This window comes from Saccharopolyspora hordei (assembly GCF_013410345.1).
GTDB classification, from domain to species: Bacteria; Actinomycetota; Actinomycetes; order Mycobacteriales; family Pseudonocardiaceae; genus Saccharopolyspora; species Saccharopolyspora hordei.
This window is the reverse complement of record NZ_JACCFJ010000001.1, coordinates 1,912,843-1,930,860: the sequence shown is the minus strand read 5'-3', so window position 1 is coordinate 1,930,860 and position 18,018 is coordinate 1,912,843. Positions and strand designations below refer to the sequence as shown.

19 protein-coding genes are annotated in these 18,018 nt (G+C 72.6%); 1 reads left to right on the top strand and 18 read right to left on the bottom strand.

The features are described from left to right. Positions 1-85 precede the first annotated feature (85 nt). Complete coding sequence (gene rpsB / locus HNR68_RS09100) at positions 86-904, bottom strand: 30S ribosomal protein S2 (RefSeq protein WP_179719480.1); 819 nt, start codon at positions 902-904, stop codon at positions 86-88. Positions 905-1,308: 404 nt separating this feature from the next. Between rpsB and HNR68_RS09095 the strand changes: the two genes are divergently transcribed. Next, a complete protein-coding gene (locus tag HNR68_RS09095) occupies positions 1,309-1,842 on the top strand; it encodes a M23 family metallopeptidase (RefSeq protein ID WP_179719478.1) in 534 nt (177 codons plus the stop codon). Positions 1,843-1,856: 14 nt separating this feature from the next. Here HNR68_RS09095 and whiG read toward each other — a convergent pair whose 3' ends face one another. The 17 genes from whiG to ffh form a co-directional block, all read right to left on the bottom strand. Next, the gene (whiG, locus tag HNR68_RS09090) at positions 1,857-2,840 is read right to left on the bottom strand and encodes an RNA polymerase sigma factor WhiG (RefSeq protein WP_179719476.1); all 984 of its coding nucleotides are present in this window, start codon (positions 2,838-2,840) and stop codon (positions 1,857-1,859) included. Next, a complete protein-coding gene (locus HNR68_RS09085) occupies positions 2,815-3,789 on the bottom strand; it encodes a tyrosine recombinase XerC (RefSeq protein ID WP_179719474.1) in 975 nt (324 codons plus the stop codon). The genes whiG and HNR68_RS09085 overlap by 26 nt, the downstream gene beginning before the upstream one ends. 788 nt (positions 3,790-4,577) lie before the next feature. Beyond that, the gene (dprA, locus tag HNR68_RS09080) at positions 4,578-5,738 is read right to left on the bottom strand and encodes a DNA-processing protein DprA (protein WP_179719472.1); all 1,161 of its coding nucleotides are present in this window, start codon (positions 5,736-5,738) and stop codon (positions 4,578-4,580) included. Next, positions 5,738-7,255: a YifB family Mg chelatase-like AAA ATPase gene (locus HNR68_RS09075; RefSeq protein ID WP_179719470.1), complete on the bottom strand. Its 1,518-nt coding sequence runs from the start codon at positions 7,253-7,255 to the stop codon at positions 5,738-5,740. The genes dprA and HNR68_RS09075 overlap by 1 nt, the downstream gene beginning before the upstream one ends. Continuing rightward, complete coding sequence (locus tag HNR68_RS09070; RefSeq protein ID WP_179719468.1) at positions 7,256-7,657, bottom strand: YraN family protein; 402 nt, start codon at positions 7,655-7,657, stop codon at positions 7,256-7,258. It abuts the gene before it with no gap. Positions 7,658-8,363: 706 nt separating this feature from the next. Beyond that, positions 8,364-8,687, bottom strand: coding sequence for a DUF2469 domain-containing protein (locus HNR68_RS09065; RefSeq protein ID WP_009943624.1), 324 nt, complete (start codon positions 8,685-8,687; stop codon positions 8,364-8,366). A gap of 33 nt (positions 8,688-8,720) precedes the next feature. Then, positions 8,721-9,473, bottom strand: coding sequence for a ribonuclease HII (locus HNR68_RS09060; RefSeq protein ID WP_179719465.1), 753 nt, complete (start codon positions 9,471-9,473; stop codon positions 8,721-8,723). 7 nt (positions 9,474-9,480) lie between these two features. Continuing rightward, a complete protein-coding gene (gene lepB, locus HNR68_RS09055) occupies positions 9,481-10,395 on the bottom strand; it encodes a signal peptidase I (protein ID WP_343050018.1) in 915 nt (304 codons plus the stop codon). A 233-nt stretch (positions 10,396-10,628) separates the two neighbouring features. After that, on the bottom strand, positions 10,629-10,985 hold the full coding sequence (gene rplS, locus HNR68_RS09050; RefSeq protein ID WP_179719463.1) for a 50S ribosomal protein L19: 357 nt from the start codon (positions 10,983-10,985) through the stop codon (positions 10,629-10,631). A 192-nt stretch (positions 10,986-11,177) separates the two neighbouring features. After that, entirely contained in the window at positions 11,178-11,978 is an 801-nt protein-coding gene (gene trmD / locus HNR68_RS09045) for a tRNA (guanosine(37)-N1)-methyltransferase TrmD (RefSeq protein WP_179719461.1), read from the bottom strand. A 64-nt stretch (positions 11,979-12,042) separates the two neighbouring features. After that, positions 12,043-12,579, bottom strand: a complete 537-nt coding sequence (gene rimM / locus HNR68_RS09040) for a ribosome maturation factor RimM (RefSeq protein WP_179719459.1) — start codon at positions 12,577-12,579, stop codon at positions 12,043-12,045. A gap of 5 nt (positions 12,580-12,584) precedes the next feature. After that, a complete protein-coding gene (locus HNR68_RS09035; protein ID WP_010305954.1) occupies positions 12,585-12,824 on the bottom strand; it encodes an RNA-binding protein in 240 nt (79 codons plus the stop codon). After that, a complete protein-coding gene (gene rpsP, locus HNR68_RS09030; protein ID WP_179719457.1) occupies positions 12,821-13,261 on the bottom strand; it encodes a 30S ribosomal protein S16 in 441 nt (146 codons plus the stop codon). Before rpsP ends, HNR68_RS09035 begins: the two co-directional genes overlap by 4 nt. 190 nt (positions 13,262-13,451) lie before the next feature. Next, positions 13,452-14,210: a CPBP family intramembrane glutamic endopeptidase gene (locus HNR68_RS09025; protein WP_179719455.1), complete on the bottom strand. Its 759-nt coding sequence runs from the start codon at positions 14,208-14,210 to the stop codon at positions 13,452-13,454. Positions 14,211-14,310: 100 nt separating this feature from the next. Further along, on the bottom strand, positions 14,311-15,120 hold the full coding sequence (locus HNR68_RS09020; protein WP_343050016.1) for a CPBP family intramembrane glutamic endopeptidase: 810 nt from the start codon (positions 15,118-15,120) through the stop codon (positions 14,311-14,313). Between the two features lie 136 nt (positions 15,121-15,256). Then, a complete protein-coding gene (locus HNR68_RS09015) occupies positions 15,257-16,336 on the bottom strand; it encodes an amidohydrolase family protein (RefSeq protein ID WP_179719453.1) in 1,080 nt (359 codons plus the stop codon). Next, positions 16,333-17,889 (bottom strand): signal recognition particle protein, encoded by a 1,557-nt coding sequence (gene ffh / locus HNR68_RS09010; protein WP_179719451.1) that lies wholly within the window; start codon positions 17,887-17,889, stop codon positions 16,333-16,335. The genes HNR68_RS09015 and ffh overlap by 4 nt, the downstream gene beginning before the upstream one ends. Positions 17,890-18,018: the final 129 nt, after the last annotated feature.

The window sequence follows — 18,018 nt, the reverse complement described above, 5'->3', positions numbered from 1 at the left end:
AGCTCGGGCGGTCACACCTGCGGTGTGACGGGCGGGCAGCCCGATCGCGCCCCGCGTCCGGCCTGCGGACGCGGGGCGCGGCGGATCAGGACTGCGCGGTCTGCTCGCCGCCCTCGGCGGCCTGGCCGGAACCGGCCAGCAGCTCCTTCTCCCACTCGGCCAGCGGCTCACCGCTCGCCGGCTTCTCCTCGCCCTCCGGCGCGCCGTTGGTGCGGCCGCTGCGGGCCATCAGGCCCTCGGCGACACCGTCGGCGACCACGCGGGTCAGCAGGGCGGCGGAGCGGATCGCGTCGTCGTTGCCCGGGATCGGGTAGTCGACCTCGTCCGGGTCGCAGTTGGTGTCCAGGATCGCCACCACCGGGATGCCCAGCTTGCGGGCCTCGCCGACCGCGATGTGCTCCTTCTTGGTGTCCACGATCCACACGGCGCTGGGCACCTTGTTCATGTCGCGGATACCGCCGAGGGTCTTCTCGAGCTTGTCCTTCTCGCGGGTCAGCATCAAGATCTCCTTCTTGGTGCGACCCTCGAAGCCCCCGGTCTGCTCCATGGTCTCGAGTTCCTTGAGACGCTGCAGACGCTTGTGGACGGTCTGGAAGTTGGTGAGCATGCCACCCAGCCAGCGCTGGTTGACGTACGGCATGCCGACCCGCTGGGCCTGCTCGGCGATCGCTTCCTGCGCCTGCTTCTTGGTGCCGACGAACAGGATCGTCCCGCCGTGCGCGACGGTCTGCTTGACGAAGTCGAACGCCCCGTCGATGTAGGACAGCGTCTGCTGCAGGTCGATGATGTAGATGCCGTTGCGCTCGGTGAAGATGTAGCGCTTCATCTTCGGGTTCCAGCGACGGGTCTGGTGCCCGAAGTGCACGCCGCTGTCGAGCAGCTGCTTCATGGTGACGACGGCCATGGCCTGGTTCGCACCCCTCGGTTCGGGCGCGCCGGTGGCGCGCGATTCGGTTGCCGCGACGAGCCGGGTGACCCGCCGCCCTGGTGCCCGCTCCGGTCACCCCACCCGGGCTCACGAGGAGCCCGAGACCGCGGGGCACCGGCACCCTGCTCGGGGCAGCGACGTCCGAGGTGGAGAACTCGGTACAGAAGCCACGTGGTGGCCGACCGTCAGGTCCGCCCTCCGCAGGCGTGGCGTGCGGGCACGCGAAGTCGGTCCGTGCGGACACGAAACCGCGCCAACAGTGTACTGGACGCGCCACCTGACACGATCGTGGACCGCAGGTCATCCACACCCGATCGGTTTGTCCACAGATTTCCGGTTCAGCCTGGTGCGCGCCCCGGCGGCCAGGCCACCGTGGGGCCATGCGCCAGGTGATCACCGCAGCCCTGCTGTGCGGCGGCGTGGCCTCCGCCGCGGTCGGCCTGACCAGCACGCCCACGCCGACCGCCCCGCGCGCCGCGGTCCCGGCTCCCGCGGGTGCGTTCGGCTGGCCGCTGGCGCCGCCGCCCGCCGTCGCACGGCCGTTCGACGCCCCGGCGCACGCCTACGGCCCCGGGCACCGCGGGGTGGACCTGGTCGGCGCGGTCGGTCAACCGGTGCTGGCCGCGGGCGACGGGGTGGTGGTGTTCGCCGGGCCGGTGGCCGGCCGGGACGTGGTGTCGATCGAGCACGCACCAGGCCTGCGCACCACCTACGAACCGGTCCGGCCGACGGTGGCGGTCGGCGACCAGGTCAGCCGGGGGCGACCGATCGGCGAGCTGGAAGCCGGTCACCCGGAGTGCCCGGCGCAGCCGCCCGGGGCGTGCCTGCACTGGGGCGTCCGCCAGGGCCCGACCCACCTGGACCCGCTGCGCCTGCTGGGCGCGGGACGCGTCCGCCTGCTCCCGTGGGAGTGAGGGCAGGGCCGTCGTCAGCTGGCTTCGGTGAGCTTCGCGCGCAGCCGCAGCACCGCCCTGGTGTGCAGCTGGCAGACGCGGGACTCCGTCACGCCGAGGACCTTGCCGATCTCGGCGAGGGTGAGGTTCTCGAAGTAGTAGAGGGTGACGACCACCCGGTCGCGCTCGCTCAGGCGCTCCACCGCCTCGGCGAGCTGGCGGCGGCTGTCCCGGTCCACCAGGGTCGCCACCGGGTCCTCGGCCCGGTCGTCAGGCAGCGTCTCGGCCAGCGAGGCCTGCATCGGCCCGGCGCCGATCAGGTCGTCCAGCGCGACCACGCTGGTCATCTGCAGCTGGGCGAACAGCTCGCGGAGTTCGTCGAGGGACAGGCCCAGCTCTTCGGCCAGCTCGGCGTCGGTGGCCGTGCGCTGCAGCTTCGCCTCCAGGCGCTCCAGCGCCCGCTCGACGTCCCTGGCCCGGCTGCGCACCGACCGGGGCACCCAGTCCTGGGCTCGCAGGTCGTCCAGGATCGCCCCGCGGATGCGCTGCATCGCGTAGGTCTCGAACTTGAGGCCGCGCTCGGGCTCGAACTTCTCGATCGCGTCGACCAGGCCGAAGATCCCGGACTGGATGAGGTCGGAGACCTCGACGTGCGAGGGCAACCCGGTGCCCACCCGCCCCGCCACGTACTTGACCAGCGGCGCGTAGTGCAGCACCAGGCGGTCGCGCAGCTCCTGGTCGCGCTTCTCGCCGAACTCCTTCCAGAGCGCGACGATGCCCGCCTCGACGTCGTCGGCGCTGCGCTGGTCGTCGGTGACGTCCGCGCCGGCCGCCTTCCCGTCCGCCTCGGCCGCGGCTTCGGCCGCCACGGACAGGCCGTGGCGCCGCACGCACTCGTGGGTGTGGCCGTTCGTCCGGCCGCCCTGGTCACGGGCTGTCACCGGCGCCGAGTCCGGGCTCGCGGCCACCGTGTCGGCGCCGCCCCCGGCGTGGTCAGGAACGGGGGTGGGTTCGCTCATGGATCGCCTTCAGCCGTTCAACGGTCACGTGGGTGTAAAGCTGGGTCGTTGCGAGCGTAGCGTGACCAAGCAACTCCTGAACGCTACGGAGGTCCGCACCGCCTTCCAGCAAATGGGTCGCCGCTGAATGCCGCATGCCGTGCGGTCCGACGTCCGGTGCACCGGGAACGGTCTCGACCGCGTCGTGCACGATCCGACGTGCGGTGCGCGGGTCCAACCGCCCACCCCGCACCCCCAGGAAGAGCGCGGCCCCGGAGTCGGCCCCGGCCAGCTTCGGCCGTCCGGCGGTGATCCACCGGTCGAGCGCACCATCCGCGGGTAGGCCGAACGGGACGACGCGCTCCCGGTCGCCCTTGCCCACCACGCGGACCACCCGGCGCTCGCGGTCGACGTCGTCGACGTCCAGTCCGCACAGCTCGGAGACGCGGACGCCGGTCGCGTACAGCAGCTCGAGCACCGCGTGGTCACGCAGCGCGACCGGGTCGTGCTGCTCGGCCCCGGCCGCCGAGGCCTGCATCGCCGCTCTCGCCTGGTCGGTGCGCAGCACCGCCGGCAGCTTCCGCGGTGTCGAGGGCACCGCGAGCCGCGGCCCCGGGTCGTGCGTCAGCAGCCCGGCGCGCCGCGCCCACGCCGTGAAGGTGCGGGCGGCCGCGGTCCGCCGGGCCATCGTCGACCGGCTCGCACCCCGCGCGTGCTGGGCCGCCAACCACTCGCGGAGGACGGAGACGTCCAGGTCGGCGAGGTCCTCGCGGCCCGCTGTCCCGGCCAGGTGGTCGAGCAGCGAGACGACGTCGCCGACGTACCCGCGGACGGTGTGCACCGACAGCCCCCGCTCGACGGCGAGGTGCCGTTCGAACCCGTCGACCGCGGTGGCCAGCGGTTCGGGCAGCCTCGCACGGACCGCGCGGAAGTCCGGTCTTCGCGAATCGGTGGAACGGGCGCGGGCCATGCCTCAGACGCTGGCCCCATCGCTGCCACCGGTCAAGCATCGCCACGCCCGAATCACGATCGCCGCCGTCCTCACCCGCATCGGCACCGACACGGCGGCACCACCGAGTCGCGGCGAGCCTCGACGGGCGGAGCGGAGGACCGTCAGGCGACTCGCACGCTGGCCCACCGAGGACACCTCCTCTGCCGGCCAGCGCTCCGGTGCGATCACCCGGCTCGCCCGCGACTCAGCCTTCCGGCGCGCTCTCCCCTCCCCGGCCCGCCGCGGTGGCCGCTCTGCCCGTGGCCACGCGCGAACCGCCGGTGCGCGGTCACTGTCCTGGTGCCCTCACGGCGGGAGTCTTCGGCAGCGGAGCGCTGCCAGCTCGGACCCTGCAGCTCGCCGGCGTTCGAGGACGGCACGTGTCGGGGTCGGCGGGAGCGATCTGGTCCAGGGCAACTCGCCAGCGTCCGGGGACGGCACTGTCGTGCGAGGCCGCCGCAATCCAGGTCGACGCAGCTCGCCAGCGTCCGGGGACGGAACCCCGGCCGCCGCGACGACCGTTGCCGAGTACGAGCAGCTCACCAACGTCCGGGGCCGGCACCCCGCTCAGGGACAGCACCCGTGGCCGCGGCCCCAGTCCGGTCCCGGCTCCTGGACCGCTCCTGCCCAGCGACCGCGCCCTGCCAGCGTTCGAGGGCAGCACGCGGTCCGTCGCGGGCGCGGTGGCCGAGGACGAGCTCGTCCGGCCACCGCGACCACCCGGCAGCGCGCCGGTGCCCACTGGAGTTCCCGGTGCCCACTGGAGTTCACCGTGCTGCGACCGACCACCCCCGTTCGGTGCGGACCGCGAAGCCGGACAGCTCCAGTTCCGGCAGCAGCGCCCGCACCTCGCCCAGCGGCAGGCCGCAGTCGCGCGCGAGCTCCTCCGCGCTGGCCCCGTCCATGCCGCGCAACGAGTCGTGCAGGCGTTGCGCGTGCGGCCCCAGCCGGTCGGTCCGGCGCTGCTCGCCGACGTCCTCGACCGGTGCCGGGACCCCGATGGGGCTGACCGCTTCGAGCACCTCCGCAGTGCTGGTGACGAGCACGGCCTTCCCGGAGCGCAGCATCCCGTGGCACCCCACCGAGTTCTTCGAGGTGACGGGCCCGGGCACGGCCAGCACCGGCCGTCCCAGCGCGTCCGCGGTGCCCGCGGTGTTGGTGGCACCGCTGCGCGCCCCGGCCTCGACCACGACGGTGGCCCGCCCGGCAGCGGCGATCAGCCTGTTCCGGACCAGGAAGCGGTGCTTGCGCGGCTCCGTGCCCGGCGGGTACTCGCTGACCACGGCGCCCTGGTGGGCCACCGCGCGCAGCAAGCGACCGTGTCCCGCCGGGTAGTCGACGTCGACCCCGCAGGCCAGGAACGCCACCGTCCGCCCGCCGGCGGCCAGCGCACCGCGGTGCGCCGCTCCGTCGATGCCGTAGGCGGCGCCGGACACCACGGTGAACCCCGCTCGGGCGAGGCCGTGGCCGAACTCGGCGGCCACGTGCTCGCCGTAGCCGGACGCCGCCCGGGCCCCGACCACGGCGATCGCCGGGTCGAGCGCCGTCGCCAGGTCCTCCCGACCGCGCACCCACAGCGCGATCGGCTCGGCGACCTCCGGGAGCCCGACCTCGCGCCCGCCGGCCAAGTCCTGGAAGGCGCTGCTCGGCCATTCCGGTTCCTCGGGGACCACGAGCCGGGCTCCGGCCGCCTCGGTCGCCGCCAGCAGCTGCTCGGCGGACACGTGCGCGAACCTGGCCTCGACCTCCGACAGCACGTCCGGCGGCGCCTTCCCCCGCTGGACCAACTCGACTGACCGGCACGGACCGTGCCGGGCGACGAAGCCGGCCAGCGCCGGGGCGGGCGGCTCGGCGACCGCGGCCAGGAAGGCCCGCGCCAACCGCACTTCCCGCTTGCTCTTCTCGCCCAGCCTCGACCAGGTCGTCATCACGCCGCCCTCCTGTCCCGGAACTCCAGCGCCGCCGCCACGTGCTCGGCGTCGGGGCGCTCCTCGCCGTCGAGGTCGGCCAGCGTCCACGCCACCCGCAGGCACCGGTCCGCACCGCGGGCGGTGATCGCCCCGACCTCCAACCCGCGGTCGAGCAACGCGGTGACCCGCTCGGGCAGCGCGAACTCGCGCCGCAACACCGGGCCCGGGACCTCGGTGTTGGTTCGCCACCCGTGCTGCGACCACCGCTCCCGCGCGGCGGCCCGGGCCCGCGCCACCCGCTCGCGCACGACCGCGGTGCTCTCCGGCTCGGCACCGCCGGGGCCGGTCATCGCCGTGATCGGGCGCATCCGCACCCGCAGGTCCACCCGGTCCAGCAGCGGACCGGACAGCTTGCCGAGGTAGCGCCGCCGGACCTGCGGCGGGCACTGGCAGTCCAGGTCCCGGGCCGGTGCGCACGGGCACGGGTTGGTGGCCAGGACCAGCTGGAACCGCGCCGGGTAGCGCAGCGCGCCGTCCCGGCGGGCCAGGCGGACCTCGCCCTCCTCCAGCGCGGTGCGCAGCGCCTCTAGCCGCTTCGGCCCGAGCTCGCACGCCTCGTCCAGCAGCAGGACCCCGCGGTGCGCCCTGCTGACCGCGCCCGGCTTGGCGAGGCCGGTGCCGCCGCCGATCAACGCCGGGATGGACAGCGAGGAGTGCGGCGCCACGAACGGCGGGACCCGCACCAGGCTCGCCGAGTCGGAGAGCTCCCCGGCCACGGACCGGATCGCCGTCACCTCCAGCGCCTCTTGGTCGGTCAGGTCCGGCAGCAGCCCGCACAACCGCTTGGCCAGCATGGTCTTGCCGGTTCCGGGCGGGCCGACCATGAGCAGGTGGTGCCCGCCCGCCGCCGCGACCTCGAGCGCCCAGCGCGCCTCGGGCTGGCCGATCACGTCGGCGAGGTCCGGCACCTCCTCGGCAGGCGGCCCGGCCACCTCCGGCGGGTGGCGAGCGAGTTCGCCGAGCTCGCGCAGCCAGGCCACCACCTCGCGCAGGTGCGTCGCGCCCAGCACCTCGATGCCGTCCACCAGGTGCGCCTCGGCGAGCCCGGCAGCGGGCACGATCGCCCGGCGCATGCCCTCCTTCCGCGCCGCGAGCAGGGCGGGCAGCAGCCCTCGCACCGGGCGGATCCGGCCGTCCAGCGCCAGTTCGCCGAACATCACCGTGCCCGCCAGCCGGTGCGGCGGCACCAGTTCCGCCCCGGCCAGCACCGCGCAGGCCAGCGCCAGGTCGTACGAGGTGCCGGCCTTGGGCAGCGCCGCCGGGGACAGCGCGAGCGTCACGCAGCTCGCGGGCCAGTCCTCCCGGCAGTTCTGGATGGCCGCCCGGACGCGGTTCTTGGCCTCCTGCAACGCGGTGTCGGGCAGCCCGAGCAGCTGCAACGACGGCAGCCCGCCCTTGCGCACGTCCGCTTCGATCTCCACGAGCACGCCGTCCACGCCGAACAGCGCGACGGCCCAGGTCCGTCGCAGCGCCACTCAGAACACCCCCTCGAGGTGCCGGAGGCGCGGTGGTCTGCCCGGTGGCCACAGCACCGATACGAAGTCGAAGCGGACCGGGCAGCCCACGAGCCGACGTTCGGCCAACCACGACCGCGCTGCGCTGCGGATCCGCGTGATCTTCTCCGGGTTGAGCGCGTACACCGGGCCGCCGTAGTCGACGCCGGAGCGCGCCTTGACCTCGCAGCACACCACGGTGTCGCCGTCCGCGGCGACGATGTCGAGCTCTCCCTGCGGGCACCGCCAGTTGCGGTCCAGCACGGTCATCCCCCGCCGTTCCAGCATCTCCGCGGCCAGCCGTTCGCCGGCCTCCCCCAGCTCGTTGCGGCCGTTCCCGGTGCAGACGTCGCTCACCGGACCGGTGATCTCCTTGCGGCGCACGAGTACCTCCTCGGTGTGGTGTTCCGGGACGTCCCGCGCCGGAGCAGGACCGGTCGGCCGCTTTCCGCTGCGCCCCAACGGGTCCGGGCACGGGAGACGTCATCACCGTGCCCGGAGCAACGGCGAACCACCAGTACCGCGCGGAAATCTGTGGACAACCGAATCCCTTGTGGACAAAAGAGCTCACTCGAAGGAGTGGGAATGCCGAGCTGAGAACGAAGAATCGCGCCAGGCCGTTCGCCCGAGGCAGCGATGCGCGGGCGTGTCGGCACCCGGATCGCGGGCGGGTGGAACGGCGCGCAGCACAGGATCCCGGTGACCAGGTGCGGTCCGGGACCACCGCTCCGGGATCAGCCACCTCCAGGTGGGCCGGTGGCGAAACGGTCCGTCGTGCCGACCACCTCGCGGCCGAGCAGTGGGACACCCTCGACGAGTTCAGCCGGGCCTGCGCAGAACACGAGGCAGAACAGCGGCGACGGTTCCTCCCGATCGCTCCCCGAGCTCGTGCTCAGACAGCACGACTGGACGAACCCGTCGCGCGACTGGTACCGGACGCTCCTCATGCTGGTCCCACCGCGTGCGAGAGCAAGCCGAGTGCGACCGAGCCCGACGATCGCGAGACCCGAGCGGCTGAGAACGCCGCGCACGAAAAGAGCTCGGGCGGTCGCCTCTCGACGACCGCCCGAGCTGGGTCGATGACCGCTGGTCAGGAACCGAAGGGACCGCTCTCCGGCAACCGGAGGTCCGGCTTGTCCAGTTCCTCCACGTTGACGTCCTTGAACGTGATCACGCGGACGTTCTTGACGAAGCGCGCCGGCCGGTACATGTCCCAGACCCACGCGTCTGACATCGCCACCTCGAAGTAGACCTCCGAATCGGAGTTGCGCACCTGCACGTCCACCGCGTTGGCCAGGTAGAAGCGCCGTTCGGTCTCCACGACATAGGTGAACTGCCCGACGATGTCGCGGTACTCCTTGTAGAGCTGAAGCTCCATCTCGGTCTCGTACTTCTCGAGATCCTCGGCGCTCATCGCTGTGCGAGCCCTTCTGCGTCGGCGATCGGCCTACAAAACCTCATTGTCCACCACTTCCCCCTCGGAAGCATCGAACAGCCCGGGCTTGCTGCTCACCGCACGCGGCGAGCGCATCCCGTGCCGCTGCGCCGCGGCCACCACGTTGGCGTAGGACCAGCGGTGCTCCTCGCACGGCCCGTGCTCGGTCAGCCGCGCCGAGTGCATCGGCGTGCAGTACCCCTTGTGCACGTCGAACCCGTAGACCGGGAACGCGCGGTGCAGCTCCTCGCTCATCAGCCGGTCACGGGTCACCTTCGCGAGCACCGAGGCCGCCGCCACGCAGGCCGCCACCATGTCGCCCTTCACCACGGCCACGCTCGGCGTGGCCAGGCCCTGCACCCGGAACCCGTCGGTGAGCACGTACCCGGGGTGTTCGGAGAGCCGGGCGACCGCGCGCCGCATGCCCTCGAGGTTGGCCACGTGGATGCCGAGCGCGTCCACCTCCTCGGCGGGGATCACGACGGTCGACCAGCTCAACGCGCGTGCCGTGATGCGGTCGAACAAGCGTTCCCGCTCGTCCTCGGACAGCGCCTTCGAGTCGGTCAGCCCCTCGAAGCGCCGACCGTCGCCCGGCTTGAGGACGCACGCCGCCACCACCAGCGGACCGGCGCACGCCCCGCGCCCCGCCTCGTCCACGCCGGCCACCGGACCGAGGCCGCGGCGGTCCAGCGCGCTCTGGAGAGCCCAGTTGCCACTGCTGCGCCGGATCACCGACCTCGGCGGCCGGAACTCCGCCACCGTCACGTCAACGTCACTCCGAGGCTCGTCGCTTGCTCACCACACCGACGAGCCTACGACCCAGCCACACCGTCGGGAACGCCGCGGCCACCCCGATCCCGGCAGGCAGGCCGGTCTGCCAGGCCGGCGCGCCCAGCGCGGTGGCCTGCGGGTTGGGGTCGTCGACGGTCTGCCAACGGGTCGGCGGCAGCACGATGAACTGCGCCTTGCCGATCACGTTCTCCACCGGCACCGCGCCGTTGACGCCGCCGCCGCCCTGCATGCGGGAGTCCGCCGAGTCGTTGCGGTTGTCGCCCATGACCCACAGGTGGCCGGGCGGCACCGTCACCGGGGCGAACTCGGCCTGGCCGACACCGCGGCCCGGCTCCCAGTACAGGTACGGCTCGTTGAGCGGCTTGCCGTCGACCAGCACTCGGTTCTGCGCGTCGCAGCACTCCACCGTCTGGCCGCCCACGGCGATGACCCGCTTGACGAAGTCCTTCTCGTCCGGGGCGCCGAAGCCCAGCAGCGAGGCCACGCTCTGGAAGAAGCCCGCGACCGGGTTGGTCGGCTCCTCGGCCTGGAACTCGTGCTGGACCCACGGCTGCGGCCCGCGGAACACCACGACGTCGCCGGGCTCCGGGTCGGAGAACCGGTAGGTGATCTTGTCGACCAGCACGCGGTCGTTGTTGCAGCCGGTGCAGCCGTGCAACGTCTGCTCCATCGACTGCGAGGGGATCACGTAGACCCGGGCGATGAACGCCTGGATGAGGATCGTCAGCACCAGGGCGGTGACGATCAAGATCGGCAGCTCGCGCCAGAACGAGCCCTTCTTCTTGTCCTTGGGCTTGCGGCGGCGAGAACCCTCCCCCGTCTCGTCCGGAGCACCGCTGTGGTGCTCCGCCTCGTGGGGCTCCTCCGCTGATCCGCTGCGCATGACGTCGGCCACCGGGCCAGGCTACTGGAACCGCGGCGGGCGCCGTCGCACTCCCCCGCTTCGGCGAGCCCGGACGAGCCGCTGTGACGTGGACTTTTCCCAGACTTCCCGGTCGAGGCCCCCGGCCGACGCCGCGGTGATCACCCGAAGGTGGACGCCGTCCCGTCACGACCGGACCCCGCCGCCGGCCCGGACGAGAAACAGCCCGGATGCAGGGGCATCCGGGCTGTTCGCAGCACGTCCGATCAGGAAGCGGCGGTCTCCCGCTTCTCCTTGATCTTCGCGGCCTTGCCGCGCCGGTCGCGCAGGTAGTACAGCTTCGCCCGCCGAACGTGACCGCGCGACACGACCTCGATCTGCGCGATGTTCGGGGTGTGCACCGGGAACGTCCGCTCCACACCGACACCGAAGGAAACCTTGCGCACGGTGAAGGTCTCCCGGATGCCATCGCCCTGCCGGCGGATGACCACGCCCTGGAAGACCTGAGTCCGCTCGCGCGAACCCTCGATGACGCGGACGTGGACCTTCAGCGTGTCACCGGGCCGGAAGGCCGGGATGTCGGAGCGCAGCGACTGGGCGTCCAACGCGTCCAGGGTGTTCATCGGTGGTCCGTCCTCATCCGTGTCGAAGGCACCCGTGTTCTCGCATGCCGATGACCCGACCTAGTGGCGAGGCACCGCCTGACACGGGGTGAACTTGCTCAATGCACACCGGACGGCTCGTCCGGCTGTGTCAACCGTTCCAGTGTGCCAGATCCGCGTTTCGGCGTATCAACCGACCCCACCGACATGCGGTCAGCGGGGCGCTTCTCCGGCATCCCGGGACTCATCGGAGTGATCCGACTCGCGCAGTCTATCGAGTTGCGCGCGGTCGGCCGCATCCAGGGCCCCCTCCGGCAGCGCCTCCAGCAGGTCGGGCCGCCGGTGGTAGGTGCGGGCCAGCGCCTGGTCGCGCCGCCAGCGGGCGATCGCGGCGTGGTTGCCGGAGCGCAGCACGTCCGGCACCGCGCGCCCGCGCCAGACCTCGGGGCGGGTGTAGCAGGGCCCCTCGAGCAGGCCGTCGGAGAACGAGTCCTGCTCGGCGGACAGCGGGTTGCCCAGCACCCCGGGCAGCAGGCGGGCCACCGCCTCGATCATCACCAGCGCGGCGACCTCGCCGCCGACCAGCACGTAGTCGCCGATGGAGACCTCCTCCACCGGCATCCGGGTGGCCGCGTCCTCGATCACCCGCTGGTCGATGCCCTCGTACCTGCCGCAGGCGAACACCAGCCACGGCTCGGCGGACCAGCGGACGGCGGTGCGCTGGTCGAACGGGCGACCGGCCGGGGTGGGCACGACCAGCCGCGGCACCGGCCCGCCCTTCGCGCCGGTCCCGCACACGCTGTCCAGCGCCTCACCCCACACCTGGGGCTTCATCACCATGCCGGGGCCGCCGCCGTAGGGGCTGTCGTCCACCGCGCGGTGCACGTCGTGCGTCCAGTCCCGCAGGTCGTGCACGCCGACCGAGATGCGCTCGCGCTCGATGGCCTTGCCCAGCAGCGCCTCCCGCAGCGGGTTCAGGTAGTCGGGGAAGATCGTGATGACGTCGATGCGCATGCTGCCCTCGGAACGGAAAAAGCCCCCGCCGGACGGCGAGGGCGGGATCACTGCACTGCTGCGGTCACTCGTCCAGCAGGCCTTCGGGCGGGTCGATGACCAGTGTGCCCGCCGACACGTCCACCTCGGGCACGATGTCGGCCACGAACGGCACCAGGACCTCGCGCCCCTCGGCCGTGCGCACCGCCAGCAGCTCGCCGGCGGGGGTGTGGACGACGTCCCGCACCTCGCCGACCTCGTCACCGGAGACCTGGACGGCCCGCAACCCGATCAGCTCGTGGTCGTGGAACTCGTCCGGGTCCTCGGTCGGTTCGAGGGCGTCGGTGGTGACGGTCAGCAGCACGCCGCGGAGCTCCTCGGCCGCGTCGCGGCTGTCCACCCCCTCGACGCGCAGCAGCAGCCGCCCGGCGTGCGGCCGGGCGGCTGCCACGGTGAGCTCCTGTCCGCGGTCCTTGCCGCGCAGCTGGGTCCCCAGCACCGAGCCGGGAGCGAAGCGCAGCTCGGGGCTGTCGGTGAGCACCTCGACGACGAGCTCTCCCCGCACACCGTGCGGTCGGACGACGCGCCCCACGGCGAGGGTCTCCGGCTCTGTCACCGCCATGGTGCTCAGCGGTCGGTGTCGACCACGTCGACCCGGATGCCGCGCCCGCCGATGCCGGACATCACGGTCCGCAGCGCGGTGGCGGTGCGCCCGCCGCGGCCGATCACCTTGCCCAGGTCGTCGGGGTTGACGTGCACCTCGAGGGTGCGACCGCGCCGGGTCGTGAGCAGCTGGACGCGGACATCGTCGGGGTTGTCGACGATGCCGCGCACCAGGTGTTCAAGCGCGTCCGCGAGGACCGTCACGCCTGACCTTCCTCGGTCTTGCGCTCCTCGGCCTTGTCCTCGGCCTTCTTGCCACCCTTCTTCTTCGGGGTGGTGGCCTCGACGGACGGCTCCTCGTTGGCGGCGGCGAGCGCGGCCTCGAACAGCTCCTGCTTGCTCGGCTTCGGCTCGGGCTTCTTCAGCTTGCCCTCGGCGCCCGGCAGGCCCTTGAACTTCTGCCAGTCACCGGTGATCTCCAGGATGTTGCGCACCGGGTCGGTCGGCTGTGCCCCGACACCCAGCCAGTACTGCACCCGCTCCGAGTTGACGACGATGCCGCTCGGGTTCTCCTTCGGGTGGTACTGCCCGATCGTCTCGATGGCCCGGCCGTTGCGGCGGGTGCGGGCGTCGGCGACGACGATGCGGTAGTGCGGCTCGCGGATCTTGCCGATCCGGGCGAGCTTGATCTTCACAGCCACGGGTGCTGGTGCTCCTCAGACTCTCGTTCGTGCTCCGGTGAGCGCTCCCGAAGCGCGTGGGGCGGCGCCCGGGATCGCTCATACGTCAAATCGGCCACAAGCGGTGAGAGGGACCCCTCGCGGCGAACAACTGGCCATTCTGCCAGATCCCGACGTCCGGACCGGTCTCGGGGTCCGGGCGGTCCGCCGGTCAGGCGGGCAGCAGGCCGAGCGAGATCAGCAGCAGGCCGAGGGCGGGCAGGAAGTTGTTCACCTGGTGGGCCACCACGCTGGCGGTCAGCCGGCCGGTGACCATCCGGGCCACCCCGATCGGGATGGCGATCACCAGCAGCAGCGCGGTGCGCTCCGGCTCCAGGTGGCCGATCGCGAAGACCGCGGTGCTGAGCACGAACACGTTGAGCTGGCTCCAGCGCATCCGCTCCATCGCGCCCCACAGCAGCCCGCGGTAGAGCAGTTCCTCGCACAGCGGGGCGATCAGCCAGATGTGCAGGAAGACCAGCACGGCCACGGCCGGGGGCAGCCGCACCCCCTCGAGCAGGCTGCTCACCGTCGAGTGGGCGTTGTCCTGGCCCACCCACTCCGCCCACAGCGAGGTCGCGATCGTGGTGGTGACCAGGCCCACGCCCCCGATGGCGAGCCCGGTGGTCACGTCCGACCAGCGCCACTCCAGGCCGAAGTCCAGCCGCGGGCCGTTGCCGCGCACCATGGTGATCACCACCGCCAGCGCCCCGGCGAGCACGGTGGGCAGCATCAGCATGACCGCCAGCGTCTCGGCGTCCGGGGTGCCGAGGGCGGCCGCCAGCGTCACCGACACGAGCACGAACACCGCTTGCGTCAGGAAGAACGCACCGAGTCCCCACCGGTGCGTGCGGACGGGGGGCGTGCTCGACCGTTCCGGGGATCCCCCGTCCTCGGTCGACGGTGGCTGTTGCGCTTCGTTCACGGGCATCTCCGCAGTGCCGATCGGCATCGAGTGGCCCGGCCCGGCTGCTCGCGGGCACCGGCGAGCAGCCACATTACCGCCGCAGCGGCGCTGCCCGGCGCCAGCGTCACCGCGCGACGGCGAAGAGCAGCAGCGCGGGCAGGAAGTTGTTGGTGGCGTGGGCGATCATGCTCGTCGCCACCCGGCCGGTGATCATCCGCGCCGCGCCGATCGCCAGCCCGCCGACGAACAGCACCGGGGTGCGCCACACCTCCTGGTGGATCAACGCGAAGATCAGCGAGGTCAGGACGAGGATCGCGTAGCGCGGCAGCCGGTAGTGCTCCAGAGCGCCCCACAGCGCGCCGCGCATGAGCAGCTCCTCGGTGAGCGGCGCCCCGAGGAAGGCGAACAGCGCGAAGAGGAACAGCCAGACGGTCCGCTCCCCCTGCATCAGCCGGGCCAGGTCGGTCTCCGGCGGCGGCCCGGACACCGCGATGATCACCAGCGTCAGCAGCCAGGACCCGATCAGCGCGGTGAGCCCGCAGGCCACCCCCACCTTCCAGTCCCGGCGCTTGGGCACGATGCCGAAGTCCGCGCGCAGACCGCGGCCGCGCCACCAGGAGAACACCGCGGGCACCAGGCCCAGCAGCACGTTCGGGGCGAAGGCGAGCAGCAGCAGCGGGCCGGTGCTGGGCGGGGCGGTCGGGTCGAACCCGCCCTGCCGCTCCGGCCGGACCGCGGTGAGGACCAGCACGAACAGGTAGTAGCCGCCGTAGCCGAGGAAGAACGCCGCCAGGCCCCAGGCCAGCGAGCCGCGGCGGGCGGCCTCCAGCTGGGCCTCCCAGAACCTCGGGTGCAGGTCCGGGTCCGCGGCGCCCTCGACCGGGCGCATGGCCCGCGACGGCGGATCCGGCCGCTCCTCCGGCTGTTCCCCCACGACGCCCTCCCCTCCGACGTCTCCCACACTATGTGCTCGCCGCGTCCGACGCCGATCACCCCAGGCGCTGACCTGGGGTGATCGCCCACGCGTCCGCCCCGCCGCGCGCGGACGGCGGGGCGGGGAGCGCGGTCGGTCACGCCGCGTCGACGACGCGGCCGCGCAGCACGATGCGGCGAGGGCTGCGCAGCTCGGTGAGGTCCTTGCGGGGGTCGGCGTCGTAGCACACCAGGTCGGCCGGGGCGCCGTGCTCCAGGCCCTGCCAGCCCAGCCACTCGCGCGCCTGCCAGGACGCCGCGCCGAGCGCCTGCTCGGTGGACATCCCGACGCGGTGCAGCGCGAAGACCTCGTCGGCCAGCACGCCGTGCGCGATGCCGCCGCCCGCGTCGGTGCCCGCGTAGACCGGCACGCCCGCCTCGATCGCCTTCGCCACCGTCCGGTCCGCCCGCTCGTACAGGTCGGTCATGTGCGCGGCGTAGGTCGGGTACTTGGTGGCCGCCGCCGCGAAGGACGGGAAGTTCTCCACGTTGATCAGCGTCGGGACCAGCGCCGTGCCCCGCTCGGCCATCATCGCGACGGTCTCGTCGGTGAGGCCGGTGCCGTGCTCGATGCAGTCGATGCCGGCCGCGATCAGCCCCGGCAGCGCGTCCTCCCCGAACACGTGCGCGGTCACCCGCGCGCCCATGCGGTGCGCGGTCGCGATCGCCTCGGCCAGCACCTCGTCGCTCCACAGCGGAGCCAGGTCGCCCACCGAGCGGTCGATCCAGTCGCCGACCAGCTTGACCCAGCCGTCGCCGTAGGCCGCCTGCTCGGCCACCGCGGCGGGCAGCTGCTCCTCGTCCTCGAGCTGGTCGGCCAGGTGCGGGATGTAGCGCTTCGGCCGGGCGAGGTGGCGCCCGGCGCGGACGATGCGCGGCAGGTCCTCCCGCTCCTGCAGCGGCCGGGTGTCGATCGGCGCACCGCAGTCGCGGACCAGCAGGGTGCCGGCGTCGCGGTCGAGCTCGGCCTGCGCGGCCGCCTCGTCCAGCTCCACCGGCCCCTCCGGGCCGATGCCGATGTGGCAGTGCGCGTCGACCAGCCCGGGCAGCACGAAACCGCCGTCGAAGACGGTCTCGGCGCCCGGCACCGGCTCGAGGCTGATCCGGCCGTCACGAATCCACAGGTCGCGGTGCGCGCCGTCGGGCAGCACGACACCGCGCAGGTGCAGCGCGCTCACTTCTTCTTCTTGCCGTTCCCGAAGTTCAGCTTGGAGGGGTCGAAACCGGGGGGCAGCTCGTTGAGGCCGCCCTCCAGCTTCGACAGGTCCGGGCCACCGGGGGGCATGCCGGGGAACCCGCCGGGCGGCATGCCGGGGAAGCCGCCAGGCAGGCCGCGCATGCCCTTGGGCTGCGTCGGGCCCTTGCCCTTCTTCCCCTTCTTCCCCTTCTTGCCCTTGCGGCTCTTGCTGCCGCCACCGCCGCCGAAGCCGAAGCCGCCAGCCATCTGCTGCATCATCTTGCGGGCTTCGAAGAACCGGTTGACCAGGTCGTTGATGTCGCTGACGGTCACGCCGGAGCCGCGCGCGATGCGCTGCCTGCGGGAGGCGTTGATGATCTTCGGGTCGGCCCGCTCCTCGGGCGTCATGCCGCGGATGATCGCCTGGATGCGGTCCAGGTGCTTCTCGTCGAAGTTGGCCAGCTGGTCCTTCATCTGGTTGGCGCCCGGCAGCATGCCCAGCAGGTTCTGCAGCGGGCCCATCCGGCGCACCGCCTGCATCTGCTCCAGGAAGTCCTCGAGCGTCAGCTGGCCGGTGCCCAGCTTCTCCGCGGCCTTCTCCGCCTGCTCCTGGTCGAAGGCCTGCTCGGCCTGCTCGATGAGGGTGAGCACGTCACCCATGCCCAGGATCCGGTTGGCCATCCGGTCCGGGTGGAACAGGTCGAAGTCCTCCAGCTTCTCGCCGCTGGAGGCGAACATGATGGGCTGGCCGGTGATCTCGCGGACCGACAGCGCGGCACCACCGCGGGCGTCACCGTCGAGCTTGGTCAGCACCACGCCGGAGAAGCCGACGCCGTCGCGGAACGCCTCGGCGGTGTTGACCGCGTCCTGACCGACCATCGCGTCGAGCACGAACAGGACCTCGTCCGGGGAGATCGCGTCCCGGATGTCGGCGGCCTGCTTCATCATCTCCTCGTCGACGCCCAGCCGGCCGGCGGTGTCGACGATGACGACGTCGTGCTGGGCGCGGCGCGCCTCGTCGATGCTGCGGCGGGAGACCTCGACCGGGTCGCCCACGCCGTTGCCCGGCTCGGGCGCGAACACCGGCACCCCGGCGCGCTCACCGACCACCTGCAGCTGGTTCACCGCGTTCGGCCGCTGCAGGTCGCAGGCCACCAGCAGCGGGGTGTGCCCCTGGCCGACCAGCCACTTGGCGAGCTTGCCCGCCAGCGTCGTCTTGCCGGAACCCTGCAGACCCGCCAGCATGATCACGGTCGGCGGGTTCTTGGCGAACTGCAGCCGCCGGGTCTCGCCGCCGAGGACCGAGACCAGCTCCTCGTTGACGATCTTGATGACCTGCTGCGCCGGGTTGAGCGCCTGCGACACCTCGGTGCCCTTGGCGCGCTCCTTGACACCCTTGATGAAGCTGCGCACCACGGGAAGCGCCACGTCTGCTTCGAGCAGGGCGATGCGGATCTCCCGCGCGGTGGCGTCGATGTCCGCCTCGGACAGCCGCCCCTTGCCGCGCAGGTTCGTCAGGACCGAGGTGAGCCGGTCGGAGAGAGTGTCGAACACGGGTTCACGGTCTCCAGAGTCGATGGATTACCTAAGCGAGGGTAACTGCCCGAGGCCACCCGCCGGTGCGGGCCGGACGGATCGTCGCACCGTCGGCCGCGCCGCCCGGCCGGCCGTTCCGCACGAACG

Bases quoted from the DNA above. Each gene is read 5' to 3' on its own strand.
- rpsB (WP_179719480.1), bottom strand. From the start codon at position 904: ATGGCCGTCGTCACCATGAAGCAGCTGCTCGACAGCGGCGTGCACTTC.
- HNR68_RS09095 (WP_179719478.1), top strand. From the start codon at position 1,309: ATGCGCCAGGTGATCACCGCAGCCCTGCTGTGCGGCGGCGTGGCCTCC.
- whiG (WP_179719476.1), bottom strand. From the start codon at position 2,840: ATGAGCGAACCCACCCCCGTTCCTGACCACGCCGGGGGCGGCGCCGAC.
- HNR68_RS09085 (WP_179719474.1), bottom strand. From the start codon at position 3,789: ATGGCCCGCGCCCGTTCCACCGATTCGCGAAGACCGGACTTCCGCGCG.
- dprA (WP_179719472.1), bottom strand. From the start codon at position 5,738: ATGACGACCTGGTCGAGGCTGGGCGAGAAGAGCAAGCGGGAAGTGCGG.
- HNR68_RS09065 (WP_009943624.1), bottom strand. From the start codon at position 8,687: ATGAGCGCCGAGGATCTCGAGAAGTACGAGACCGAGATGGAGCTTCAG.
- rplS (WP_179719463.1), bottom strand. From the start codon at position 10,985: ATGAACACCCTGGACGCGTTGGACGCCCAGTCGCTGCGCTCCGACATC.
- trmD (WP_179719461.1), bottom strand. From the start codon at position 11,978: ATGCGCATCGACGTCATCACGATCTTCCCCGACTACCTGAACCCGCTG.
- rimM (WP_179719459.1), bottom strand. From the start codon at position 12,579: ATGGCGGTGACAGAGCCGGAGACCCTCGCCGTGGGGCGCGTCGTCCGA.
- HNR68_RS09025 (WP_179719455.1), bottom strand. From the start codon at position 14,210: ATGCCCGTGAACGAAGCGCAACAGCCACCGTCGACCGAGGACGGGGGA.